At 62.4% G+C, this 19668-nt stretch carries 17 protein-coding genes and 2 pseudogenes; 10 read left to right on the top strand and 9 right to left on the bottom strand.

The genetic code is table 11. The features are described 5' to 3' along the window. Window positions 1–192: 192 nt before the first annotated feature. Window positions 193–1347 (bottom strand): annotated as a pseudogene (locus tag AAEZ08_RS18430) (FIST signal transduction protein); the annotation flags it as partial. Window positions 1348–1709: 362 nt separating this feature from the next. On the opposite strand from AAEZ08_RS18430, the pseudogene AAEZ08_RS18425 reads away from it, so the two are divergent. From AAEZ08_RS18425 to AAEZ08_RS18390, 8 genes and pseudogenes are all read left to right on the top strand, one after another. Next, window positions 1710–2486: pseudogene (locus AAEZ08_RS18425) on the top strand (MCP four helix bundle domain-containing protein); the annotation flags it as partial. 69 nt (window positions 2487–2555) lie between these two features. Beyond that, window positions 2556–3344, top strand: coding sequence for a methyl-accepting chemotaxis protein (locus tag AAEZ08_RS18420; RefSeq protein WP_500124876.1), 789 nt, complete (start codon window positions 2556–2558; stop codon window positions 3342–3344). A 201-nt stretch (window positions 3345–3545) separates the two neighbouring features. After that, entirely contained in the window at window positions 3546–3740 is a 195-nt protein-coding gene (locus tag AAEZ08_RS18415) for a hypothetical protein (RefSeq protein WP_500124857.1), read from the top strand. 57 nt (window positions 3741–3797) lie between these two features. Next, a complete protein-coding gene (locus AAEZ08_RS18410; protein ID WP_500124856.1) occupies window positions 3798–4715 on the top strand; it encodes an aldo/keto reductase in 918 nt (305 codons plus the stop codon). A gap of 31 nt (window positions 4716–4746) precedes the next feature. After that, a complete protein-coding gene (locus tag AAEZ08_RS18405) occupies window positions 4747–6069 on the top strand; it encodes an NTP/NDP exchange transporter (RefSeq protein ID WP_058063511.1) in 1323 nt (440 codons plus the stop codon). Between the two features lie 60 nt (window positions 6070–6129). Continuing rightward, entirely contained in the window at window positions 6130–6552 is a 423-nt protein-coding gene (locus AAEZ08_RS18400) for an HPF/RaiA family ribosome-associated protein (protein ID WP_003281097.1), read from the top strand. A gap of 110 nt (window positions 6553–6662) precedes the next feature. Further along, window positions 6663–7223: a histidine phosphatase family protein gene (locus AAEZ08_RS18395; protein WP_036991047.1), complete on the top strand. Its 561-nt coding sequence runs from the start codon at window positions 6663–6665 to the stop codon at window positions 7221–7223. A 119-nt stretch (window positions 7224–7342) separates the two neighbouring features. After that, a complete protein-coding gene (locus tag AAEZ08_RS18390; protein ID WP_500124855.1) occupies window positions 7343–8554 on the top strand; it encodes an aldose 1-epimerase family protein in 1212 nt (403 codons plus the stop codon). A gap of 530 nt (window positions 8555–9084) precedes the next feature. Here the strand turns inward: AAEZ08_RS18390 and AAEZ08_RS18385 are convergent. The 8 genes from AAEZ08_RS18385 to AAEZ08_RS18350 all read right to left on the bottom strand — a co-directional run bounded on the left by AAEZ08_RS18385 (window position 9085) and on the right by AAEZ08_RS18350 (window position 16531). Beyond that, window positions 9085–9297, bottom strand: a complete 213-nt coding sequence (locus tag AAEZ08_RS18385) for a cold-shock protein (protein ID WP_003281102.1) — start codon at window positions 9295–9297, stop codon at window positions 9085–9087. Window positions 9298–10008: 711 nt separating this feature from the next. Continuing rightward, a complete protein-coding gene (locus AAEZ08_RS18380) occupies window positions 10009–11961 on the bottom strand; it encodes a PAS domain-containing hybrid sensor histidine kinase/response regulator (protein WP_500124854.1) in 1953 nt (650 codons plus the stop codon). After that, window positions 11951–12823, bottom strand: coding sequence for a sensor histidine kinase (locus AAEZ08_RS18375; RefSeq protein ID WP_500124853.1), 873 nt, complete (start codon window positions 12821–12823; stop codon window positions 11951–11953). The genes AAEZ08_RS18380 and AAEZ08_RS18375 overlap by 11 nt, the downstream gene beginning before the upstream one ends. Beyond that, window positions 12816–13826, bottom strand: coding sequence for an ATP-binding protein (locus AAEZ08_RS18370; protein ID WP_483031154.1), 1011 nt, complete (start codon window positions 13824–13826; stop codon window positions 12816–12818). The genes AAEZ08_RS18375 and AAEZ08_RS18370 overlap by 8 nt, the downstream gene beginning before the upstream one ends. After that, entirely contained in the window at window positions 13823–14227 is a 405-nt protein-coding gene (locus AAEZ08_RS18365) for an ATP-binding protein (RefSeq protein WP_003281109.1), read from the bottom strand. The genes AAEZ08_RS18370 and AAEZ08_RS18365 overlap by 4 nt, the downstream gene beginning before the upstream one ends. Further along, complete coding sequence (locus AAEZ08_RS18360) at window positions 14224–14586, bottom strand: STAS domain-containing protein (RefSeq protein WP_041015300.1); 363 nt, start codon at window positions 14584–14586, stop codon at window positions 14224–14226. Before AAEZ08_RS18360 ends, AAEZ08_RS18365 begins: the two co-directional genes overlap by 4 nt. Next, complete coding sequence (locus AAEZ08_RS18355; protein WP_003281113.1) at window positions 14586–15434, bottom strand: STAS domain-containing protein; 849 nt, start codon at window positions 15432–15434, stop codon at window positions 14586–14588. Before AAEZ08_RS18355 ends, AAEZ08_RS18360 begins: the two co-directional genes overlap by 1 nt. Window positions 15435–15631: 197 nt before the next feature. Beyond that, entirely contained in the window at window positions 15632–16531 is a 900-nt protein-coding gene (locus AAEZ08_RS18350) for a LysR family transcriptional regulator (RefSeq protein WP_500124852.1), read from the bottom strand. Window positions 16532–16633: 102 nt separating this feature from the next. Between AAEZ08_RS18350 and AAEZ08_RS18345 the strand changes: the two genes are divergently transcribed. Beyond that, entirely contained in the window at window positions 16634–17872 is a 1239-nt protein-coding gene (locus AAEZ08_RS18345; protein WP_500124851.1) for a 3-hydroxyacyl-CoA dehydrogenase, read from the top strand. A 2-nt stretch (window positions 17873–17874) separates the two neighbouring features. After that, a complete protein-coding gene (locus tag AAEZ08_RS18340) occupies window positions 17875–19665 on the top strand; it encodes an acyl-CoA dehydrogenase C-terminal domain-containing protein (protein WP_500124850.1) in 1791 nt (596 codons plus the stop codon). Window positions 19666–19668 lie beyond the last annotated feature (3 nt).

Here is a 19668-nt window from a genome sequence, read left to right as displayed (position 1 = left end):
CTGCTTGACCACTACCTGGCTGAGGCCGGTGAGCTTCTTGATCTGCCGGCGCAGGAAGAACGCTTTGAATTCGCCGTGGTAAGCGATGAAGTTGTCGGTGTATTCGTCGTGAAATTCTTCTTTTCCGTTGGTGCGGAAAAAGAACACGGCGGTCAGGGTCTGGTTCAGGTTGAGCCCTAGGATCTCGCCGAACGTGGAATATCCCGCCACGGGGACGCCATCGAATACCGGGTCCATGCCGCCCAGAGCCTGTTCGTTATTCAATCGGCGCAGGATGCAGTCGTTGAGAATGCCCACCAGCGGCTTGCCAGGCTTGTTGCGCATGAACTGCTGATAGTCGCGGCGGGTGGCCTCGGCCAACGGCGTGCGCTTGACCATGATCAGCTCTTCCCCGGGCGCCACATCGCAGAACAGGTGCACGCGTTCGTTGGCGAAGTCGATCTGTGAGATCGAGCGGACGAACACTTCCTCACCCACGCGAATGGCGAAGGAATAATCCGACAGGCGCTGCTCAAGCTCCTGCGGTGCGCACTTCAGTGCATCGCACAGGGCCTGGACCATCGTGCGGATATTGCCTTTTCCGTCCACGACCTGGCTGATGTAACGGTCTTCCAGCGACGCACTGAGCACGTTGAGGATCAGCGTCGTGGGTTCGAAGTTCTGGCTCTTGAACACGCCGAAACGCACGTCGCGGGCGCACTTGAGGAACACGATCAGCGCATGGTTCTGGTAGCTGCGCTTGCCGTCATGCAGCTGGGTCTTCTGGAAATCCAGCTTGCCTCCGGCCGAGCCGCCAACGAACAGGCAGGGAAAGCGCCCGGATTCGTACAGTGCTTCCATGAAGAACGACTCCGACGCTGAAAGACCGTCGAAGAATATGTTTGCCAGGGTGTCGCGGTAGTCGATCTTCATCGACACCTGCACGCGCTTGATCGACGCCGTGAGGCGTGCGATGCGTTCTGTCATGGACAGCCGCTGGGAGCCGCCGCGTATATCCTCGCATTCCAGCGGCACACGAACGATCTCGGCGGCCGCGATGACGCTCGCGTCGAACAGCTGCAGCACCACCCGATCCCACTGTGCCCCGGTGGCGCAGTAAAGTCGTTGGCCTTCGCTGGACAGCTCACCCGCCGTGGTGCACAGGCTGATGGTCGCTTCCGGGAAGCGCTGGGACACCTGCCTGGCGACATCATCCAGATCGACATGCGGCGAGATGAAGCCGGCGATGTAGGTCGGGTTGAAGCGCACGGCAGCCAGCTGTTGTGCGAGCTGCTGCGCCGAGCAGAGCAGGCTTGCAGTGCCGCTGGATTGCGTGTGGCCTGGCTTGAAACGGGAAAGCGAAATCATGGGCAGTACTCGCGCTTTGAGGGTACGAAGCGGGACACTTGGCCGCTCCCGCGCTGATCGGCTGTCGACCAGAGGCTATTTATTGTTATCGGCGTCGGCGGAACGGTCTGTAGGCCGTTCGGCGGCGTTGTCGTCTTGCACGTTATCGGCCGCCGGCGGAAAGATCGCCATGCCACCATGGTATTCATCCCTAAGTACTGAGCGTGCGAGGGGCAGGGGTGACGCACAGCCGAATGTGCTCCGGTAGCCGCCTCTGATATGTGGTCAGGTCATGCCAGCGATTGCGCGATTTTCGACCAGCGGAGTGTTGTCGCAGGCGTTGCTGCCGATAGTGTGGATAGGCGTCCTGCAGGAGCGACATCATGCCCCGCTTTTTTACCGACTTAGGTTTTCGCTGGAAAATAACCCTGCCCATCGTGGCGCTGGCCTTGCTGCTGGTGCTGATGGGAGCTTTCGGGATGCGTGGCATCGAGCGCGTTGCGGACTCCAGCGAAGTGCTCACCGAGCGACATCTACCTGCTATCGGCCTGCTGCTCAATGCCGACCGTGACCTCTATCAGGCCTTCGTCGCTGAGCGAAGCCTGCTCGGCGGTAACTCCGAAGCGCATGCGCAGGCGCTCAAGGCGACTCACGCGGAGAATCTTCAGCAGGCCTATGACCGGGTGCAGAAGTACGCAGCGATGCAGCCCGGCGCGGAGGCACTGGCGTTGGTCGAGCAGTTCAATCGAGGCTTTCAGCAATGGGCAGCAGTATCCCAGCGCGTTATCGAACAGGTCGATGTCGACCTCCGGGCCGCGAGTGCGCTGAGCTTCGGCGACAGCGAGGCCCGCTTCGATTCCATGCGTGATGCCATCGACAAGCTGGGCGAGCTCGAGGAGGCCGCTGCTGAGAGCGAAGGTAAGGAGGCCATTGCTGAAGGTGCGGCCACCGCCAGGCAGCAGGGCGCTGTATTGGTAATAGGCCTGATTGGATGCGTGCTGTTGATACTGGGTTTGCCGATGGTGGTGTTGCATCCGATGCGTCGGCTGCTCGAACGTTTGAAGCAGATAGCGGACGGTGACGGCGATCTGCGCGCCCGCCTGGAAGTACGTTCGGCCGATGAGCTGGGGCAGCTCGGTAACGCATTCAACCGTTTCCTCGACAAGCTGCAGCCGCTGATTGCCGAGGTCGGCCGCGTTACGGGCGAGGTCGAGACCGCTGCACGCGGCATGGCTGCCATGGCCGAAACCAATGATCAGCTGATCAGCCGCGAGCACGCTGCGGTCGACCAAGTCACGACGGCCGCTACCGAAATGAGCGCAGCCGTGCATGAGGTCGCGCTCAATGCGCAGAACGCATCAGACGCAGCGCGTGCGGCGGAGACGCAGTCGCGTCAAGGCGCAGCAGTGGTCAGCAGTACCATCCAGTCGATCCGTCAGCTGGCCCAGGAAGTCGAAGGCGCCTCGCAGACCATAGGCGCGCTTGCCGAGGAAACTTCCAGCATCGGTGCGGTGCTTGAAGTGATCCGCGGGATCGCCGAGCAGACCAATCTACTGGCACTCAACGCCGCCATCGAAGCCGCCCGTGCTGGCGAGCAGGGGCGTGGCTTCGCCGTGGTGGCTGATGAGGTGCGGGCATTGGCCGCCCGCACCCAAGACTCGACCAAGGATATCCAGGCGCGCATCGAGCGCCTGCAGAGTGGCGTCGGCAAGGCGGTGCAGGCCATGCAGACCGGCAGCGACAAGGCGCGTGATAGTGTCGAGCGGGCATCGGGCGTCGATCAGGTGCTGGCAGAAACATCCGTGTCGGTACAGCGCATCAATGACATGGCTGCGCAGATCGCCACTGCGTGTGAGGAGCAGGGCTGCGTCACCGAAGAGATTGCCCGCAACATCACCGATATCCGGGATCTGTCCAATGAGGCTGCGGCGTGCTCGTCGCAGAGCATGGTCGCCAGTCAGCAGTTGTCCGGTCTCTCGAAGAATCTGGCGGAGTTGGTTGGGCGCTTCCGGACATGAGTAACGGGCAGTAGCGGCTACAGGGTGCCCCACAACAGCCTGCCCAGGCCCCTGTCGTGAGGCAGCAGGAGCAGGCTGAGAATGAACACCAGCAGCAGCCCGACGGCGTAGCACAGGCAGGTCAGGCCTCGGCTGCGCTTAGCGCAGGGTGCGGCCGGTGCTACGGGCTCAGGACTTCGAGGCGGGCAGGATTGGCTGGGCATGAGTGTCTCGTCGGTTGCATACAGCGCCAAACATGCGGGCATCGCTCGGCTTTTCTGGGCGCGGCGCAGCAAACGCCAAAAGGAGGCATATTGCCAGTACTTGCAGTCTGTGCCGACGATAATCGTCGTCATCCGAGCTGCCATGTTTTTGAAACATCGCGAAAAGCTCCCGCTCGTCGTTCCGAAAATTTGATGGCGGCGCTCGACCATACTCAGAGGTCGATGCCATAGCCTTTCGGAGAGTTCGCACATGTCGACGCGCCGCCAGCTCCTGCAACGTTCTGCCATAGCCGCCGCGATGCTGGCCCTTGGGCCGCTGCTGCCCTCGCTGGTGCGGGCTGCCGAGACGCTGAGCACCCGCAGGATCCCGTCCACGGGCGAGATGTTGCCGGTCATCGGGCTCGGCACGTCACGCACCCATGACGTGCGCTTCGATGATCCGCAGATGGACCCTCTGCTCGAGGTACTGCGAGTGCTTGTGAGCGGTGGTGCGTCGTTGATCGATACCGCGCCGAGCTACGGCAATGCCGAACGCGTCGCGGGTGAATTGGTGAAGCGCATCGGCGAGCGTGACAAGGTTTTCCTCGCCAGCAAGGTTTCTTCCAGCGGACGTGAGCGCGGTATGGCCCAGATCGAGGCCAGCTTCCAGGCGCTGCAGACCGATACCATCGACCTGATCCAGGTGCACAACTTGCAGGACACCGGCACCCAGCTCGGCCTGTTGCGCGAGCTCAAGCAGGAGGGCCGTGTGCGTTATATCGGCGTGACTCACTATTTGGAGTCGGCCCATGACCGGCTGCTGGAGACGCTCAAGCAGGAACAGGTCGACTTCGTTCAGCTCAATTACTCGGTAGGCGAGCGCAACGCGGAGAAGCAGCTGCTGCCGTACTGCGCCGACAACGGCATCGCCACGCTGATCAACCGGCCATTCACGCGCGGCAACCTGCTCTCCCGCGTCAAGGACAAACCGCTGCCGGTCTGGGCTGCGGAGATCGATGCCAGTTCCTGGGCACAGCTGCTGCTCAAGTTCATCCTCGCCGAACCGGCAGTGACGGCGGTGATACCGGCGACCTCCAATCCGCGCTACATGGCCGACAACCTGCTCGCCGGGCAGGGTCGGCTGCCGGATGAGCGCCAGCGAAAGCTGATCGTCGAAGCCTTCCGCTAAGCCTGGTCTCTAGTCAGCTGTTGGAGGGGGCATGCTCACATCGCTAGGCACACGCGCCGCCGCCCTGATCAATGCCCGTCCCGGCGAACTGCGCGCGGCGCTTGGCGGGTTCGGGCTGTTCTTTTGCCTATTCGCCGGCTATTTCATGCTCCGACCGATTCGCGAGTCGATGGGCATTCAGGGCGGCGTCGAAAACCTGCAGTGGCTGTTCACCGCGACCTTCTTCGCCATGCTGGTGGCCGTGCCATTGTTCGCCTGGCTCAACTCTCGCGTGGCGCGGATCCATTACATCGATTGGGTGTATGGCTTCTTCTGCGTCAACCTGCTCGTGTTCGCCGGGCTGTTCTTCCTTCTCGGAGACAGCGTTTGGCTGGCGCGGGTGTTCTACGTGTGGATCTCGGTCTACAACCTGTTCGTGGTGTCGGTGGCCTGGAGCCTGATGGCCGACGTGTTCGACGCGCCTCAGGCACGCCGACTGTTCGCTTTCATCGCTGCAGGGGCTAGCGTGGGCGGGTTGGTAGGTCCTGCACTGAGTGCGTTGCTGGTAGGTGTGCTCGGGCAGTTCGGCCTGATGTTGCTGGCCGCGATGCTGTTGGCAGCGGCAGTGGCGATCAAGCACTACCTGATGGCGTGGCGTGAGCTGCTGGGTGCAGGGCGCCCCGGTGCCGAACATGCCGAGAGCCCAAAACGTCCGGTTGCCGGCAATCCATTCAGCGGCCTGACGCGGGTGTTGGGTTCGGGCTACCTGCTGGGTGTTGCCGCTTTTGTGTTGCTGCTTACGACCGCCAGCACCTTTCTCTACTTCGAGCAGGCACGGCTGGTTGCCGAACTGTTTCCTGGTCGCGCCGAGCAGGTACGCGTGTTCGGTGCGATCGATTTTGTGGTGCAGGCGGGGGCGCTGTTATCTCAGCTGTTCATCACCGGTCGGATCGCCCAGCGGTTGGGTGTTCGTGTGTTGCTCGCCGCGGTGCCGGCACTGGTTTGCCTGGGCTTCATCGGCCTGGCGCTGGCGCCGACCTTTGCCGTGCTGGCCGCGGTGATGATCGTCCGCCGCATCGGCGAATACGCATTCGTCCGCCCAGGCCGCGAGATGCTCTTCGCGCCGTTGGATGCCGAGAGCAAGTACAAGGCTAAGAACTTCATCGACACCGTGGTCTATCGCGGCGGCGATGCCCTGAGCGGGTGGGCCAAGAGCCTGCTCGACAGCCTCGGCCACGGCGCCTGGCTGGTTGCCCTGGTAGGCGCCATATGCGCAGCGGTCTGGGGCGTGGTGGGCTGGTTTATCGGCGCACGGGCCGACCGCGCTGGCGCCAAGCCGGATGAGCCGCGGTCGGCAACCAGACGAAGCAGCTGAACCTCGTCGGCGCTCACGCCTCGAACCCTAGTAGGTACGTCATCTATCAGGAGTAGTCGTATGCATGTTCAGGTCAATAGCAACCATATTCCCGGCAGTGTCGAGCTGCACGAGTGGGTCGGCTCGACCGTAGAGGATCGTCTCGAGCGTTTCGACGACTTCCTCACCCGTGTCGAAGTCCACATCAGTGATGAAAACGCGCAGAAGGCAGGCGCCGATGACAAGCGTTGCCAGATCGAGGCGCGGCCCAAGGGCCATCAGGCCGTGTCCGTGACGCACAAGGCCGAATCGTTGCAGCTTGCGGTCGATGGAGCGGCGGACAAGATGCAGCATGCGCTGGCAAATCTGATGGGTAAGCTGGACACCCGCGTACTGTCCAGCGGTGAGTTGAATGATCCACTGCTCGATGAACAGCCCCAGGCCGTCAAGGATGCGATGCTCGAAGAGGAATTCCTGGAAAAGCAGGACGAGCTCGACAAGTGACACCATCGCCCCGGTCACGTGCCGGGGCGACATGCGTTAGCCCTCCTTTCCCCTGCTTCCTTCCGCGCGTTTGTCGTGGCGGAGCAGGCCTGCGTATCCGGTAAATGTAGATGCAGATCATCCTCGTGCGACACGGCAGACCCGACCATGGCGGGGCGCGCTGGAGCACCCCCAAGGGCATGAAAACGTGGGTCGAGCGCTACAACGCTGCCGATGTCGTTGCCACCGAGCGCCCCGATAGTCTGGTCGAGCTCGCAAGTTCGGCTGGTATCGTGGTCTGCAGCTCGTTGCAGCGCTGCATCGAATCGCGGTCGCACCTGGAGTGCGATTGCTGCGAGGTGCCTGATCCGGTGTTCGCCGAACCGCACCTGCCGTACCCGGATTGGGGGCTGCCGCTGCTGCCATCGCGCTTCTGGCGGCTGGCGTTTCGTACTGCCTGGTTCCTGGGCTTCGCCAGCCATACCGAGCACATCCGCGAATCCACCAGGCGTGCCAGCGCAGCGGCGGAGCGCTTGATCGAACTGGCGGAAGCCAACGAAAGCGTGCTGCTGATGGGCCATAAGATCATGAACGCTCTGATCGCCAGGCAGCTCCGTCAACGCGGCTGGAATGGCCCCGCCCTTCCGTTGCTCACCGGTTACTGGCAGCCGAGTCGCTACATCAAGACCTGAGCGCTATCCCGAGTCGCGGCATCGCAATTTCCGCCTTTGGTCATTCCAGGCCGCTTTGGCTTGCCAGATGAAACGTTTCAGCTACCTTGAGCAGGAGTCATAACAACAAAGGAATATCCATGATGCGTTTGCAGCTTCTCCTCGGCCTGGGCATCTGCCTGGCCACCCCTGCCATGGCCTGGGAACAGGTTCTGATCGACCACGACAAAGCCGCGAAAAACTGGCGCGTCACCAGCGAGCAGCTGGGTATCGATGCGCCAAAGCCGTTTTCGGTCAGCATGCGTACCTTGCATGGCGGCCGGCAGGAAGGCGTCAGTCTGATCGAGATCGACAATGGCACCATGCGCATGACCGTTGTGCCCACGCGCGGCATGAACGTCCTGGAAGCCGTCGCGGGCGACGTTCGCCTGGGCTGGGATTCCCCGGTGGATGAAGTGGTCAATCCGGCCTTTATCGAGCTCAATGGGCGCGGCGGGCTGGGCTGGCTGGAGGGTTTCAACGAGCTGGTCACACGCTGCGGCTTCGAGTGGGTCGGTCATCCCGGCGAGGACAACGGCGAACTACTCACGCTGCATGGCCGTGCGGCCAACATTCCGGCCTCGCGCGTGGTGCTGCAGATCGATGAAAAGCCCCCCTATGCCATTCGCTTGCGAGGCGAGCTGCAGGAGAAGGCCTTCAAGAAACTCGACTTCGCGATTCTCACCGAGCTCAGCACCGAGCCGGGTCGTGCCGGTTTCTCGCTGCACGACACGCTGACCAATCAGGGTGACTATTCCAAGGAATATCAGGCGCTGTACCACACCAACTTCGGTACGCCTTTGCTGGAGGAGGGCGCGCGTTTCGTTGCGCCGGTCAAACAGGTCTCACCCTTCAATGCCCGTGCTGCGAAAGAGCTGAGTGACTGGCAACGCTACCGCGGCCCAACGAAGGATTATGACGAGACGGTCTTCAACGTGGTGCCCTACGCGGACGAGCAGGGCGACACCTTGACCATGCTGCACAACCAGGCCGGCAATCTTGGCGTCAGTGTGGGCTTCAATACCGGCGAATTGCCGGTGTTCTCGCTATGGAAGAACACAGATACCGAGAAGCAGGGATATGTGACCGGGCTGGAGCCGGGGACCAGCTATTCCTACAACCGCCGTTATCAGCGACCGCTCGGTTTGGTGCCGAAGATCGAGCCGGGCGAGCAGAAGCACTTCCGCGTGCGTTACGAGCTGTTGGGCGACAGCGCCGCAGTGGACAAGGCACGCAAACAGATCGAAGCGTTGCAGGGCGGGCGTGATACGGAGACACGCAAGGCCCCGCTGGTTGACCTCAACAAGGACTAATACGCCATCAGCCAGACATTCATCCTGCCGGTTCGTCATCAGGGAGCGGGGCGCCAGGAAATTTACGTGAATGCCTCTCGATGGCTCTAGCCCAGGGGTTCTGGTGCTGCTGAAGGCCAAAGGACCAATGCGAAAGTTCCCCGCGGCGCGGAGGTATAGCGAAAGGCTTACAAGAAGCTGCGACGTTCGCCACTTCTGCAGTCTGCGGCATGTAATTAATCTACACACACTCTGAAGCGCAGGAAGCGCTCAGGATCAGGAAGATCGACCATTAGCCAGGACGGCACTCGAAGGGACTTCGGAAAGGTCAGAAAAAACCCGCTTCGGCGGGTTTTTGCTTTTTGGCGTGTCACGTTTGTACGTGCGCCTGAGCTTGTCCTGTTGTCTTTTCCCCCGGCTCCGTTCCTGGCTGCTGTGAGCATTGGTAATCGCCACTTATCATCGAACCAATCAGCCGAATTCATCGCCGTGCTATTTATTACGGACGAAAAAAAGCCCCGCCGAAGCAGGGCTTTTTTATATCAGGCGTCTTAGGAGACTTGAACCTGATCGGCCTGCATCCCTTTCTGGCCTTTAGTAGCCATGAAAGAAACTGCTTGGCCTTCGCTCAGGCTTTTAAAGCCTGCGCTTTCGATTGAACGATAATGGACGAAAAGATCTTCGCTACCATCGGTCGGCGTAATAAAGCCGAAACCTTTTTCATCGTTGAACCATTTAACTGTGCCATTTTGACGAGTAGACATGAGTATCTCCCAGGTGTTTTAAGGCTGCAGCACTGAAGCATTCAGGGCCGAGACTGAGAAGCGAGAATCAAAACGAACCGAGGAGATGAAACAGAGAAACATCATGCCGGGTGTCGAAGTGTTAATTGCGAAGCAGTGGGAGCGAATATACGCACATTTAAATATAAGTACAGCGTTCTTTATTGTTCTCTGTATTTCGAGCGGCGAGTAGAGATCTGGCCCTGCTGATAATTCCCAGATAACTGGCTGTTAATGATGAATATTTGTACCCGATATGGCTAGCCTAAAAAATTAATTCAAATACCGCCTGCTTTGTAAAAAGCAAAGCTTGAGCTTGCCTTTTTGCTTCTGTCCGCCGAATAGAAGTGGTGCCCCTGGAAACGCTTGGGCACCACGTGATAACCAGCAATCGAGGCACGGTTTTTCGGGGGCGAGCGCGACAGCAGAACAGGGTGATTGTTTCGCCTATAGCGAAAGGCTTACAAGAATCCCAGTTTTTTGCCCTTCAGCATCGGCCAGCAGATGATTAATCTGTGCCCACTCTGAAGCGCAGGATGCGCTCAGGATCAGGATGATAGACCACCGCCAGGAAGGCAGCCGAAAGGATTCGGAACGGTCAGAAGAACCCGCTTCGGCGGGTTTTTTGTTGCCCAGGGGAAAGTATCTCCTGCACCCCGCCTGTCCCCACCTATCAGGCAGAGGCTTATACGATCACGCTTCGTCGAGCAGGGCGCGGATCTTTATCAGTAGGTCGGCGCCTTCAAACGGCTTGAGCACCAGTTCCATGCGCTCATCTACGAAGCCCTCGCGACTGGATGCGTTCTCCGCATAGCCGGTCATCAGCACCACCGGCAGTGTCGGGCGTTCGCGGCGAGCCCATTCGGCCAGCTGACGACCGGAGAGGCGCGGTAGTCCGACATCGGTCAGCAGCAGGTCGATAGACGGATCGGCCTCCAGCAGAGACTGGGCAGTCTCCACATCGCCCGCTTGGCTGCACCGGTAGCCGGCTTCGATCAGGGTTTCGGCGATCAGCATGCGCACACTGGGCATGTCTTCCACGACGAGCACATGCTCATGACCGGCGAGGAGATGGGTCGACCTGTCGAGTGCCGTGTCGCGCGTGGCCGGCAATTCGCCGGTGGCCGCGGGAAGTAGCAAGGTGACTTCCGTACCGGCGCCAAGCGTACTGCGAATGCTCGCATCACCCCCTGACTGCAAGGCAAAGCCGTAGATGCTCGACAGGCCCAGCCCAGTGCCGCGACCTTGGGGCTTGGTGGTGAAGAACGGATCGAAAACCTTGTCCAGCACGCTGGGCTCGATACCCGTGCCGTCATCGCTCACGCACAGGCCGATGTAGTGCCCTGCCGCGAGCTCCGGCTTCTGACTGCCGTCCGATGGGAACGTGCTGATGCGAATATGCCCGCCTTCGGGGAGCGCATCGCGGGCGTTTATCACCAGATTGAGCAGGGCACTCTCGAACTGGCTGACGTCCACGCGAGCCACTGCGGGCTCATCGGTGAAGTCGAATGTCAGCGTGATGCGCTCGCCGATTGTGCGGCGCAGCAGGTCTTCCAGGGAGCGGATGCGTTCGTTGATGTCCAGTGCCCGTGCATCCAGCGGCTGCTTGCGGGCGAATGCCAACAGGCGATTGGTCAGTGATGCGGCACTGCGCGCCGAGCTGAGGGATGCGTCGGCAAAGCGCAGCACGCTGTCGGCGCGGCCTTCGATGATGCGCTGCTTCATCAGCTCGATGCCGGTGATGATGCCAGTAAGCAGGTTATTGAAGTCATGGGCGATACCGCCGGTGAGCTTGCCCAGTGCGTCCATTTTCTGCGCCTGCAGCAGCTGTTCCTCGGTGCGCGCCCGCTCGGCGACCTCGTGGGCAAGCTGGCTGGTGGTAGTGGCGATCTCCTGTCGCTGAGCACGCTCGCGGTGGCGCTGTTCGGTTACGTCCTCGACGAATACCAGGCCAAGGCCTTGGGTGCGGTACGGCGAAATCTGCCATTCGGTCTCGCGCGTCTTGCCGTCGACCAGCATCTGCAGCGGCGTCCCCCAGCGCTCGCCTGCCCGCAAATGCGTGCGCAGCTCGGTGAGTATCGCTTCCTGCCCGGGGGCGAAGCACGTTGTCAGAGGGGAGGAGCGGCCGGCGGCGCCGATCAGCAGTTCGAACGCATGATTGCACTCGTGCAGTTGCAGTTCGGCGTCGAGTACTGCAATGGGTGCGGCGACATGGATAAAGATTTCCCGGAAGCGCGCTTCGCTATCACGCAACGCTCGCTCGGTGTCGCGCACTCGCAGCAATGTGCGCAGCGTCGCCAGCAGCACGTCGGGATCGACCGGGTGAATCAGATAGGCATCGCCGCCAGCATCCAGGCCGGTGATGATGTCGTTGGTTTCGATCGAGGCGGCCGAAACGTGAATTAGCGGTAGCAGTGCGGTGCTCGCGTCGGCACGTAATTGGCGGGCGATGTCGAACCCGCTCATGTCCGGCAGGTTAACGTCGAGGATCAGTGCATCTGGCGAGGCATTGGCGACCAGTTCCAGGCCTTCGCTGCCGGTGCCGGCTTCCAGCACCTGATAGCCATGGCGTTCGAGCACCCGGCGCATCGCATAACGCGTCGTGGCGTTGTCGTCGACTATCAATAGAAGACTGTCACGCTCCATCGGAACTCTCCGGCTGAATCGTGAACGGGAGGATGACGAAGAACTCGGATCCCTTGCCGGGCTCGCTTTCCAGACCGACGCGACCGCCTAGCAGTTCGGCGAAGCGCTTGCACAACGCCAGGCCAAGGCCGGTACCGCGCAGGCGCTTCTGCAAAGGCGAGTCGACTTGAGCGAAATCCTCGAAGAGCCGGTCATGTAGCCCGGCGGCGATGCCGATACCGGTGTCGCTGACGGCGAAACGGACCTGCTGCGGGTTTTCCATTCGCGCCGAGACGCGTACCTCGCCCTGTGGCGTGAACTTCACGGCGTTGGAGATGAAGTTGCGCAGAATCTGCGCCAGCTTTTTGTCATCGGTGTAGAAGCGCGGAATGCCTTCCGGCTCTTCGAAGATGAGCGCCACTGGCGAGCCTTCGACAATTGGGCGGAACATCCCGCGCAGCGCCGAGAACAGGTCGAGCATGTCGAACCAGGCCGGGGAAATGCTGACGCGGCCGGCCTCGATCTTGGCCAGGTCGAGCAGATCGTCGACCATCTCGCTCAGCTCGCTGGCGGCCGAGCTGACGAAACGCACCTGCGTGTGCTGTTCCGGGCTCAGCGGCCCGTCCAGTTCGTCGCTGAGCAGGCGGGTGATGCTGAGAATCGAGCCCAGCGGCGTGCGGAACTCGTGACTCATGTATGACAGAAAGCGGCTCTTCAGGTCCGACGCCTGGCGCAGTTGCTCGGCCTGGGTGTCCAGCTCCGCATACAGCGCCAGCACACCCTGATTGGTTTCTTCGAGCTCGGCGCGCAGCGACTCGTTATCGCGGCGCAACTGCTCGAGCAGGCCGGCGTCGCCGGACTCGGGGGACGTCGGATCAGCCACGAGGAGCCTCCAGATTGAGTGCCAGCACGGTCACATCGTCGCGACCGCGGCAGAAGTCGCGATGCAGCAGCGCGGCGATGATGGCCGGGTGGCGGTGAACGAGACCGGGGTAGTCGCGCAGATTCCAGCGAGTTTGCAGTCCATCGCTGTAGAGCACCAGCAGCCGCGCCTCACCCAGCGGGTAGTCGAAGACATGCGCCTTGCGAAAGCGCACGCCGACGATGCCGGGATGCGAGGCCAGGCCGCGCGAACCCTCACTGCCGATCAGGCTGGCGCCGATATTGCCAATGCCGGCGAAGTCCAGCGTCTGCCGTTGGCTGTCGAAGTGGGCGATCGCCGCCGCGCCGCCGCGGCTGCCGTTCATGGCCTGGTGCATGTTGCTGAATAGCGTGAACGGTGAATCCAGTGGTGTTTCTGCAAACGCCACGGCACCCGCCTGCGCGGCCTGCTGAGCAAGCTCGCCATGGCCGATGCCGTCGATGACCAGGGCACTGCAGCGCGCTTCGTCGAAGGCCAGATGCCAGACATCACCACAGGCCGTTTCGCCTGGGTAGGGATGTTGGCTGACGCCGAAGCGCCACTGCGGTGGCTGCACACCGCGTGGAAACAGCTGCGCCAGCACTACCGAGCCGCGCGCGTCGGAATAGGCGTCGAACACCTGGGCCTGGCGCGCCAGCGCGCCGAGCCCGATGCCCTGAGTCCCGCGAGTGGAAAAGCCGTCCGTCAGGCACTGATCGAGATCGAAGCCCGGCCCGCGGTCGACCGCGATGATCTCGACCCCGTGCCCCTCTCGTCCAGGCACTACACGCAGGTGCAGTTCGCCGCGCCCGGCGTGCTTGAGCACGTTACTGCCCAATTCGGTCACCAGCAGCGCGACGCGCCCGGCATCGGTGGCGTCGAAACCATGCTGTTCGGCCAGCCGCTGGGCGACCCGGCGGGCATGGCCGATCTGGCTGTTGTCTTCGATCAGCAGAACCTGAGTGACGCTTCCCTGAACGTTCATGTCCACCGCGTGATGGTGATTCGGGTGCCCGCGCCGACCGTGCTGTCGAGTTCGAACTCGTCCACCAGCCGCTTGGCGCCGGTTAGTCCCAGGCCGAGCCCGCTGCCGGAAGTCCAGCCGTCGGTCATGGCCAGCTTGATGTCGGCGATACCCGGACCTTCGTCGCGGAAGGTCAGGCGTACGCCGACCCGCGTGCCGTCCTCGATCAGCTGCCAGTCCATGTCGCCGCCGCCACCGTAGACCACTGTGTTGCGCGCCAGCTCGCTGACCGCGGTGACCAGCTTGGTCTGGTCGATCAGCCGCATGGCGCATTCCTGGGTCAGCTTGCGCACGGTCTGCCGTGCCAGCACTACGTCCTGCTCGAGGCGCACCGGCTGGCTGCCGCTGCTGCGCACGATCATTGCGCGGCCACGCGGGCACGCAGTAACTGCATGCCACGCTCGACGTTCAATGCGGTGCTGACCCCAGGTAGCTCGAGGCCGAGTTCGACCAGGGTAATGGCCACGGCGGGCTGCATGCCGACCACCACGGTCTCGGCATCCATGATCCGCGACAGGCCGGAGATGGTGCCGATCATGCGACCGATGAAGGAGTCGACCATGTCCAGCGCGGAGATGTCGATCAGCACGGCCTTTGCCGAGGTTGCACTGATGCGCTCGGCCAGATCGTCCTGCAGGGTCATCGCCAGTTGGTCGTGCATGTCGACCTGGATGGTGACGAGTAGAAACTCGCCCATCCGCAGAATGGGTATGCGGTCCATTAGACGGCCTTCGTCACGGTGAGGCCCGCACGGCGCAGGGCCAGGGCGAGGGCGTCAGCCAGGCTGGCCTTGGTGACGATGCCCTGCAGGTCCAGGCCCAGATGCACGATGGTTTGCGCGATCTGCGGACGCACGCCGCTGATGATGCAGTCGGCACCCATCAGGCGAATCGCGGTGACCGTCTTCAGCAGATGCTGGGCGACCAGGGTGTCGACCGTCGGCACACCGGTGATATCGATGATGGCGATTTCCGAACCGGTATCGACGATGCGCTGCAGCAGCGATTCCATCACCACCTGGGTGCGCTGCGAGTCGAGGGTGCCGATCATCGGCAGGGCGAGTACGCCGTCCCACAGCTTGACCACCGGAGTCGACAGTTCCAGCAATTCTTCCTGCTGACGCTTGATCACTTCTTCGCGGGACTTCTGGAAGGTGCGTACGGTGTACAGACCCAGGCTGTCGATCAGCTCGGACGCGGCCCACAGCTGCTCGGCGAATACCGCCGGCTCGTTGGCGTACTCGCTTTGCAGCAATGCCATCAACGGGCGCTTGAAGGCGAAGATGAAGCCGGCGGTCTGCTGCGAATCCATGCCTAGGAGTGCGCGGCTACGCGAGAGCTTCTCCAGATACAGGCGCATGCCATCCCACGCCGGGCCATTGATGTCGGCCGAGCCGTCTACCGTTCCGCTGATCAGCTGGCGGATAAAGTCGACAGTCTGCTGGGCTAGTTCTTCGGACTTGACGTTGTGGTAGCCGCCAAGGTTCTGCAGATCGGACTTCCAGCTGCTGAGCAGTTCGGACTGATTGCGAGTGATGGTGTCGATGGTGCGTTGCAGCAGGGCCGCCATAGGTGTAGCTCCAGATTTGACTTGATTGTCCATGTTCACCATGGCGCGTTAATAGGAATAGAGGTCCGCCTCGCGGCGATGTTCCGCGAAGCCAGCGATGGCTTGGCAGCTTTCCGATATTTCCGACAAATAAACTGGGAGATAGTAGCAAATGGGCATCAGCTACAAGCAGGAATCGCGTCATGGCCGATCGCTGTTCAGGCGGGCGCCACGGCAGCGATCTGCTCGATCAGCCATTGCAGCGCCGAGTCGTTCTGCCGCTGCGCGACGCTGACGATGTCCAAAGCGAAGGTGCCGAGATCAAACGGCAGATCGAATAGCTGCAGGGGCAGCAGGGTGGCGAAGTAACGCGCCAGCTGGGTCGGCAAGACTGCGGCGAGGTCGCTGCTGGCGACGATATGGGCGGCCTGCAGGTAGTTTGGTGTGGTGTACACCACCTCGCGCTCGCGGCCCTGGGCTTCCAGCCACTGGTCGACCATGCCACGGGTTTGGCCACCATGTACCCACAGGTGGCGCAGGCGTAGAAAGGCGTCCAGATCCAGGCCCGCGGTGAGTAGCGGATGTTCGCGGCGCACCGCCACCTGCAGGGTCTCGCTGGCCCAATGGCGGACGTGAAAGCGCGAGGGCACGTCGAGAAAGCGCCCAAGCACCAGGTCGACCTCGCCGTTGTCCAGCGCTTCGACCGGCAGCGTCGGGGTCAGGTGCTGGATCGCCAGTTGAATGCCGGGTGCATGCTCGGCCAGGCGCCGCATCAGTGCCGGCATGCAGATCAGTTCGACGTAGTCGGTCACGGCGATGCGAAAACGCTGCTGGCTGCACGCCGGATCGAAGGCCTCGCCGGCAATCAGGCTGTGTTCGATCTGCTGCAGCGCATGACGGATTGGCGCCTCCAGCGCCAGGGCTCGCGGCGTCGGCTGCATGGCCCGGCCGACGCGCACCAGCAGCGGGTCGTCGAGCAGTTCGCGCAGGCGGGCCAGGGCATTGCTGACCGCCGGCTGGCTGAGCGAAAGCCGCTCCGCCGCCCGCGAGACGTTGCGCTCGCGCAGCAGGGCGTCCAGCACACGGAGCAGGTTGAGGTCGAAGTTGTAGATATTCATTTGGTGAATCCGAAACATCACAAGACTAAATTTCAAAAATAGTAGCGTCTTCGTCTATGGTTGGTCTCCAGTTTTTCCAGCCTTGCAACGAGGACAGCTGCAATGAGCCAAACCCAATTCGATATCCAGACCGCAGCCGTGATCGGCGCGGGCACCATGGGCCGCGGTATCGTCATGAGCCTGGCCAACGCCGGCGTGCAGGTGCGCTGGCTGGACAACAATCCCGAGATGCTGGAACAGGCGCTGGGCGCGGTGGCCGACACCTACGCGCACAACGTGCGCCAGGGGCGGATCGACGAGACTCAAGCGGCTGCGCGACGGGCCTGCATCAGCAAGGCGGCTGATTACCAGGCGCTGGCCGATGTGGATCTGGTGATCGAGGCGGTCTACGAAAACCTCGAGCTCAAGCAGCAGATCTTCCGCGAGCTGGACGGCATCGTGAAGCCGACCGGCATTCTTGCCAGCAACACCTCGGCGCTGGATATCGACGCCATCGCCGCCGTCACCGGGCGCCCGGAGCAGGTCGTGGGCCTGCACTTCTTCAGCCCGGCGCACATCATGAAGCTGCTGGAAATCGTCCGCGGCGCGAAGACCTCCAAAGCCGTGCTCGACGCCTCCACCGAACTGGGCAAGCGCATGGGCAAGGTCAGTGTGGTCGCCGGCAACTGCCCGGGCTTCATCGGCAATCGCATGCTCGCCACCTACGTACGCGAGGCGCGGATGATGCTGCTCGAAGGCGCCTATCCCCATCAGGTGGACGCCGCGCTGCAGGGCTTCGGCTTCGCCATGGGCCCATTCCGTATGTATGACGTGGTCGGTATCGATCTGGAATGGCGCACCCGCGAACTGGCCGGCAAGGGTCAGGACGAGCCCGAGGTGCAGGTGGATAACCGTCTCTGCGAGCTGGGCCGCTTCGGCCAGAAGTCGCGCATGGGCTACTACCGCTACGCCGAGGGCAGCCGCCAGGCCGAGCACGATCCGGAAGTGGACGCCCTGGTGCAGCGCGAGTCCGAGCGCCTCGGCTATGAGCGCCGCGAGATCGGCCCGGAGGAGATCCTCGAGCGCTGCCTGCTGGCGCTGGTCAATGAGGGCGCGAAGATTCTCGAGGAAGGCATGGCTGAGTCCAGCGCCGATATCGACACCGTCTACCTCTACGGTTACGGCTTCCCTGCTGAAGTCGGCGGGCCGATGACCTGGGCCGATCGTCAGGGCCTGCCGGCCATTCGTGATCGCCTCAACGCATTGGCCGAGCGCCACGGCGCGCACTGGCAGCCGGCCGAGCTGATCGACAGCCTGGCCACCCTTGGCGGTCGTTTCGCCGACCACAAGAAGGAGGCGTGAGCATGGAATACAAGGCACCCCTGCGTGACATGCGCTTCGTGCTGCACGAGCTGTTCGACGCCACCGGTCATTGCGAATTGCTCGGCAACGGCCTGGACCGCGAGCTGATCGACGGCGTGTTGGAAGAAGCCGCGCGCTACACCGGCGGCGAGATCGCGCCGCTCAATCGCAACAGCGACGAAGAAGGCGTGACCCTGGAAAACGGCGAAGTGCGCACGCCGCAGGGCTTCGTTGAGGCCTACAGGCAGTACGTCGACAACGGCTGGGCGAGCATGACCGGGCCGACCGAGTACGGTGGTCAAGGCTTTCCGCAGCTGGTGGCCTGCAACTTCCACGAGATGCTGATGGGCGCGTCCCTGTCCTTCCGCATCTACTCGGGCCTCACCGAGGGCGCGGTGCTGGCGCTGTACAAGCACGGAAGCGACGAGCTGAAAAATGCCTATCTGGAGAAGCTGGTCAGCGGGAGCTGGAGCGGCACCATGTGCCTCACCGAGCCGCAGGCCGGCACCGACCTCGCCCTGCTGCGCACCCGGGCCGAGCCCCAGGCGGACGGCAGCTACAAGGTCAGCGGCAGCAAGATCTTCATCTCCGGCGGCGAGCACGACATGAGCGAGAACATCGTGCACCTGGTGCTGGCGCGCCTGCCGGATGCGCCGGCTGGGGTGAAAGGCATCAGCCTGCTGCTGGTGCCCAAGTTCATCGCCAATGCCGATGGCACGCCGGGCGAGCGCAACGCGCTGAGCTGCGGCGCCATCGAGCACAAGATGGGCATCAAGGGCGCGGCCACCTGCGTGATGAATTTCGACGGTGCCACCGGCTGGGTTGTCGGCGAGCCGAACCAGGGCCTTGCCTGCATGTTCACCATGATGAACGACGCGCGCTTCCAGGTCGGCTTGCAGGGGCTTGGCATTGCCGAACAGGCTTATCAGGGCTCGCTGGCCTATGCTCGTGAGCGCTTGCAGTCTCGTGGGTTGGCAGGCGCGCAGCACCCGGACAAGGTCGCCGACCCGATCATCGTCCACCCGGACGTGCGCCGCATGCTGCTAACGCAAAAGACGCTGGTCGAAGGCAGCCGCATGCTGGCCGCCTACTGCGCCCGGCAGCTGGATCTCGAACACGGCCACCCCGAGCCGAGCTACCGCAAGGCCGCAAGCAAGCGCGCTGCGTTGCTGATCCCCATCGTCAAGGCGTTCTTCACCGACATGGGCCAGGAAGTCGCAAGCCTCGGCGTGCAGGTCTACGGTGGCCACGGCTATATCCGCGAGTGGGGCATGGAGCAGCTGATGCGCGACAGCCGCATCACCCAGCTCTACGAGGGCACAAACGGTATCCAGGCGCTGGATTACATCCGCCGCAAGCTGCTCGGCGATGGCGGCGCGGAGCTTTCGGCGTTGCAGGCGGAATTCAGCGAGGTCTGTGACCGGCAGATCGACCGGCCAGCACTGCACGACATGGCTAGCAAGGTGCAGGCACGCATCGGCGAATGGCGCGAGCTGACTGCCGAGATCATTGCTGCGACCGGCCGCGATCCGCAGGAGATTGGCGCGGTGTCGGTGGATTTCCTGCAGTACTCGGCGTATGTCCTGTTGGCGGGCTTGTGGCTGCAGGCCGCGGCGCGCGCCCAGGATGCGCTGGAGCAAGGCAGCGGTGAAGAGGCGTTCTATCAGGCCAAGCTGGCCAGTGCGGATTTCTACCTGCGCCGGGTATTGCCGCGGGCGAGTGCGCATCGGGAAGCCATTCAGGGTGGGGCCGAATGTTTGATGGCGCTGCCGGAAAGCGACTTCGCGTTTTGAGCT

This window comes from Pseudomonas sp. E45-MNA-CIBAN-0222, from assembly GCF_040310405.1.
In the GTDB taxonomy this organism is placed as follows: domain Bacteria; phylum Pseudomonadota; class Gammaproteobacteria; order Pseudomonadales; family Pseudomonadaceae; genus Stutzerimonas; species Stutzerimonas stutzeri_AC.
The sequence above is the reverse complement of the archived record's forward strand: the minus strand, read 5'-3'. Positions and strand labels throughout refer to the sequence as shown.

What these genes read in the sequence shown, in the direction of transcription:
- AAEZ08_RS18420 (WP_500124876.1), top strand. Translation starts at nt 2,556, where the DNA reads ATGGCTGCCATGGCCGAAACCAATGATCAGCTGATCAGCCGCGAGCAC.
- AAEZ08_RS18415 (WP_500124857.1), top strand. Translation starts at nt 3,546, where the DNA reads ATGAGTGTCTCGTCGGTTGCATACAGCGCCAAACATGCGGGCATCGCT.
- AAEZ08_RS18410 (WP_500124856.1), top strand. Translation starts at nt 3,798, where the DNA reads ATGTCGACGCGCCGCCAGCTCCTGCAACGTTCTGCCATAGCCGCCGCG.
- AAEZ08_RS18405 (WP_058063511.1), top strand. Translation starts at nt 4,747, where the DNA reads ATGCTCACATCGCTAGGCACACGCGCCGCCGCCCTGATCAATGCCCGT.
- AAEZ08_RS18400 (WP_003281097.1), top strand. Translation starts at nt 6,130, where the DNA reads ATGCATGTTCAGGTCAATAGCAACCATATTCCCGGCAGTGTCGAGCTG.
- AAEZ08_RS18395 (WP_036991047.1), top strand. Translation starts at nt 6,663, where the DNA reads ATGCAGATCATCCTCGTGCGACACGGCAGACCCGACCATGGCGGGGCG.
- AAEZ08_RS18390 (WP_500124855.1), top strand. Translation starts at nt 7,343, where the DNA reads ATGATGCGTTTGCAGCTTCTCCTCGGCCTGGGCATCTGCCTGGCCACC.
- AAEZ08_RS18385 (WP_003281102.1), bottom strand. Translation starts at nt 9,297, where the DNA reads ATGTCTACTCGTCAAAATGGCACAGTTAAATGGTTCAACGATGAAAAA.
- AAEZ08_RS18380 (WP_500124854.1), bottom strand. Translation starts at nt 11,961, where the DNA reads ATGGAGCGTGACAGTCTTCTATTGATAGTCGACGACAACGCCACGACG.
- AAEZ08_RS18370 (WP_483031154.1), bottom strand. Translation starts at nt 13,826, where the DNA reads ATGAACGTTCAGGGAAGCGTCACTCAGGTTCTGCTGATCGAAGACAAC.
- AAEZ08_RS18365 (WP_003281109.1), bottom strand. Translation starts at nt 14,227, where the DNA reads ATGATCGTGCGCAGCAGCGGCAGCCAGCCGGTGCGCCTCGAGCAGGAC.
- AAEZ08_RS18360 (WP_041015300.1), bottom strand. Translation starts at nt 14,586, where the DNA reads ATGGACCGCATACCCATTCTGCGGATGGGCGAGTTTCTACTCGTCACC.
- AAEZ08_RS18355 (WP_003281113.1), bottom strand. Translation starts at nt 15,434, where the DNA reads ATGGCGGCCCTGCTGCAACGCACCATCGACACCATCACTCGCAATCAG.
- AAEZ08_RS18350 (WP_500124852.1), bottom strand. Translation starts at nt 16,531, where the DNA reads ATGAATATCTACAACTTCGACCTCAACCTGCTCCGTGTGCTGGACGCC.
- AAEZ08_RS18345 (WP_500124851.1), top strand. Translation starts at nt 16,634, where the DNA reads ATGAGCCAAACCCAATTCGATATCCAGACCGCAGCCGTGATCGGCGCG.
- AAEZ08_RS18340 (WP_500124850.1), top strand. Translation starts at nt 17,875, where the DNA reads ATGGAATACAAGGCACCCCTGCGTGACATGCGCTTCGTGCTGCACGAG.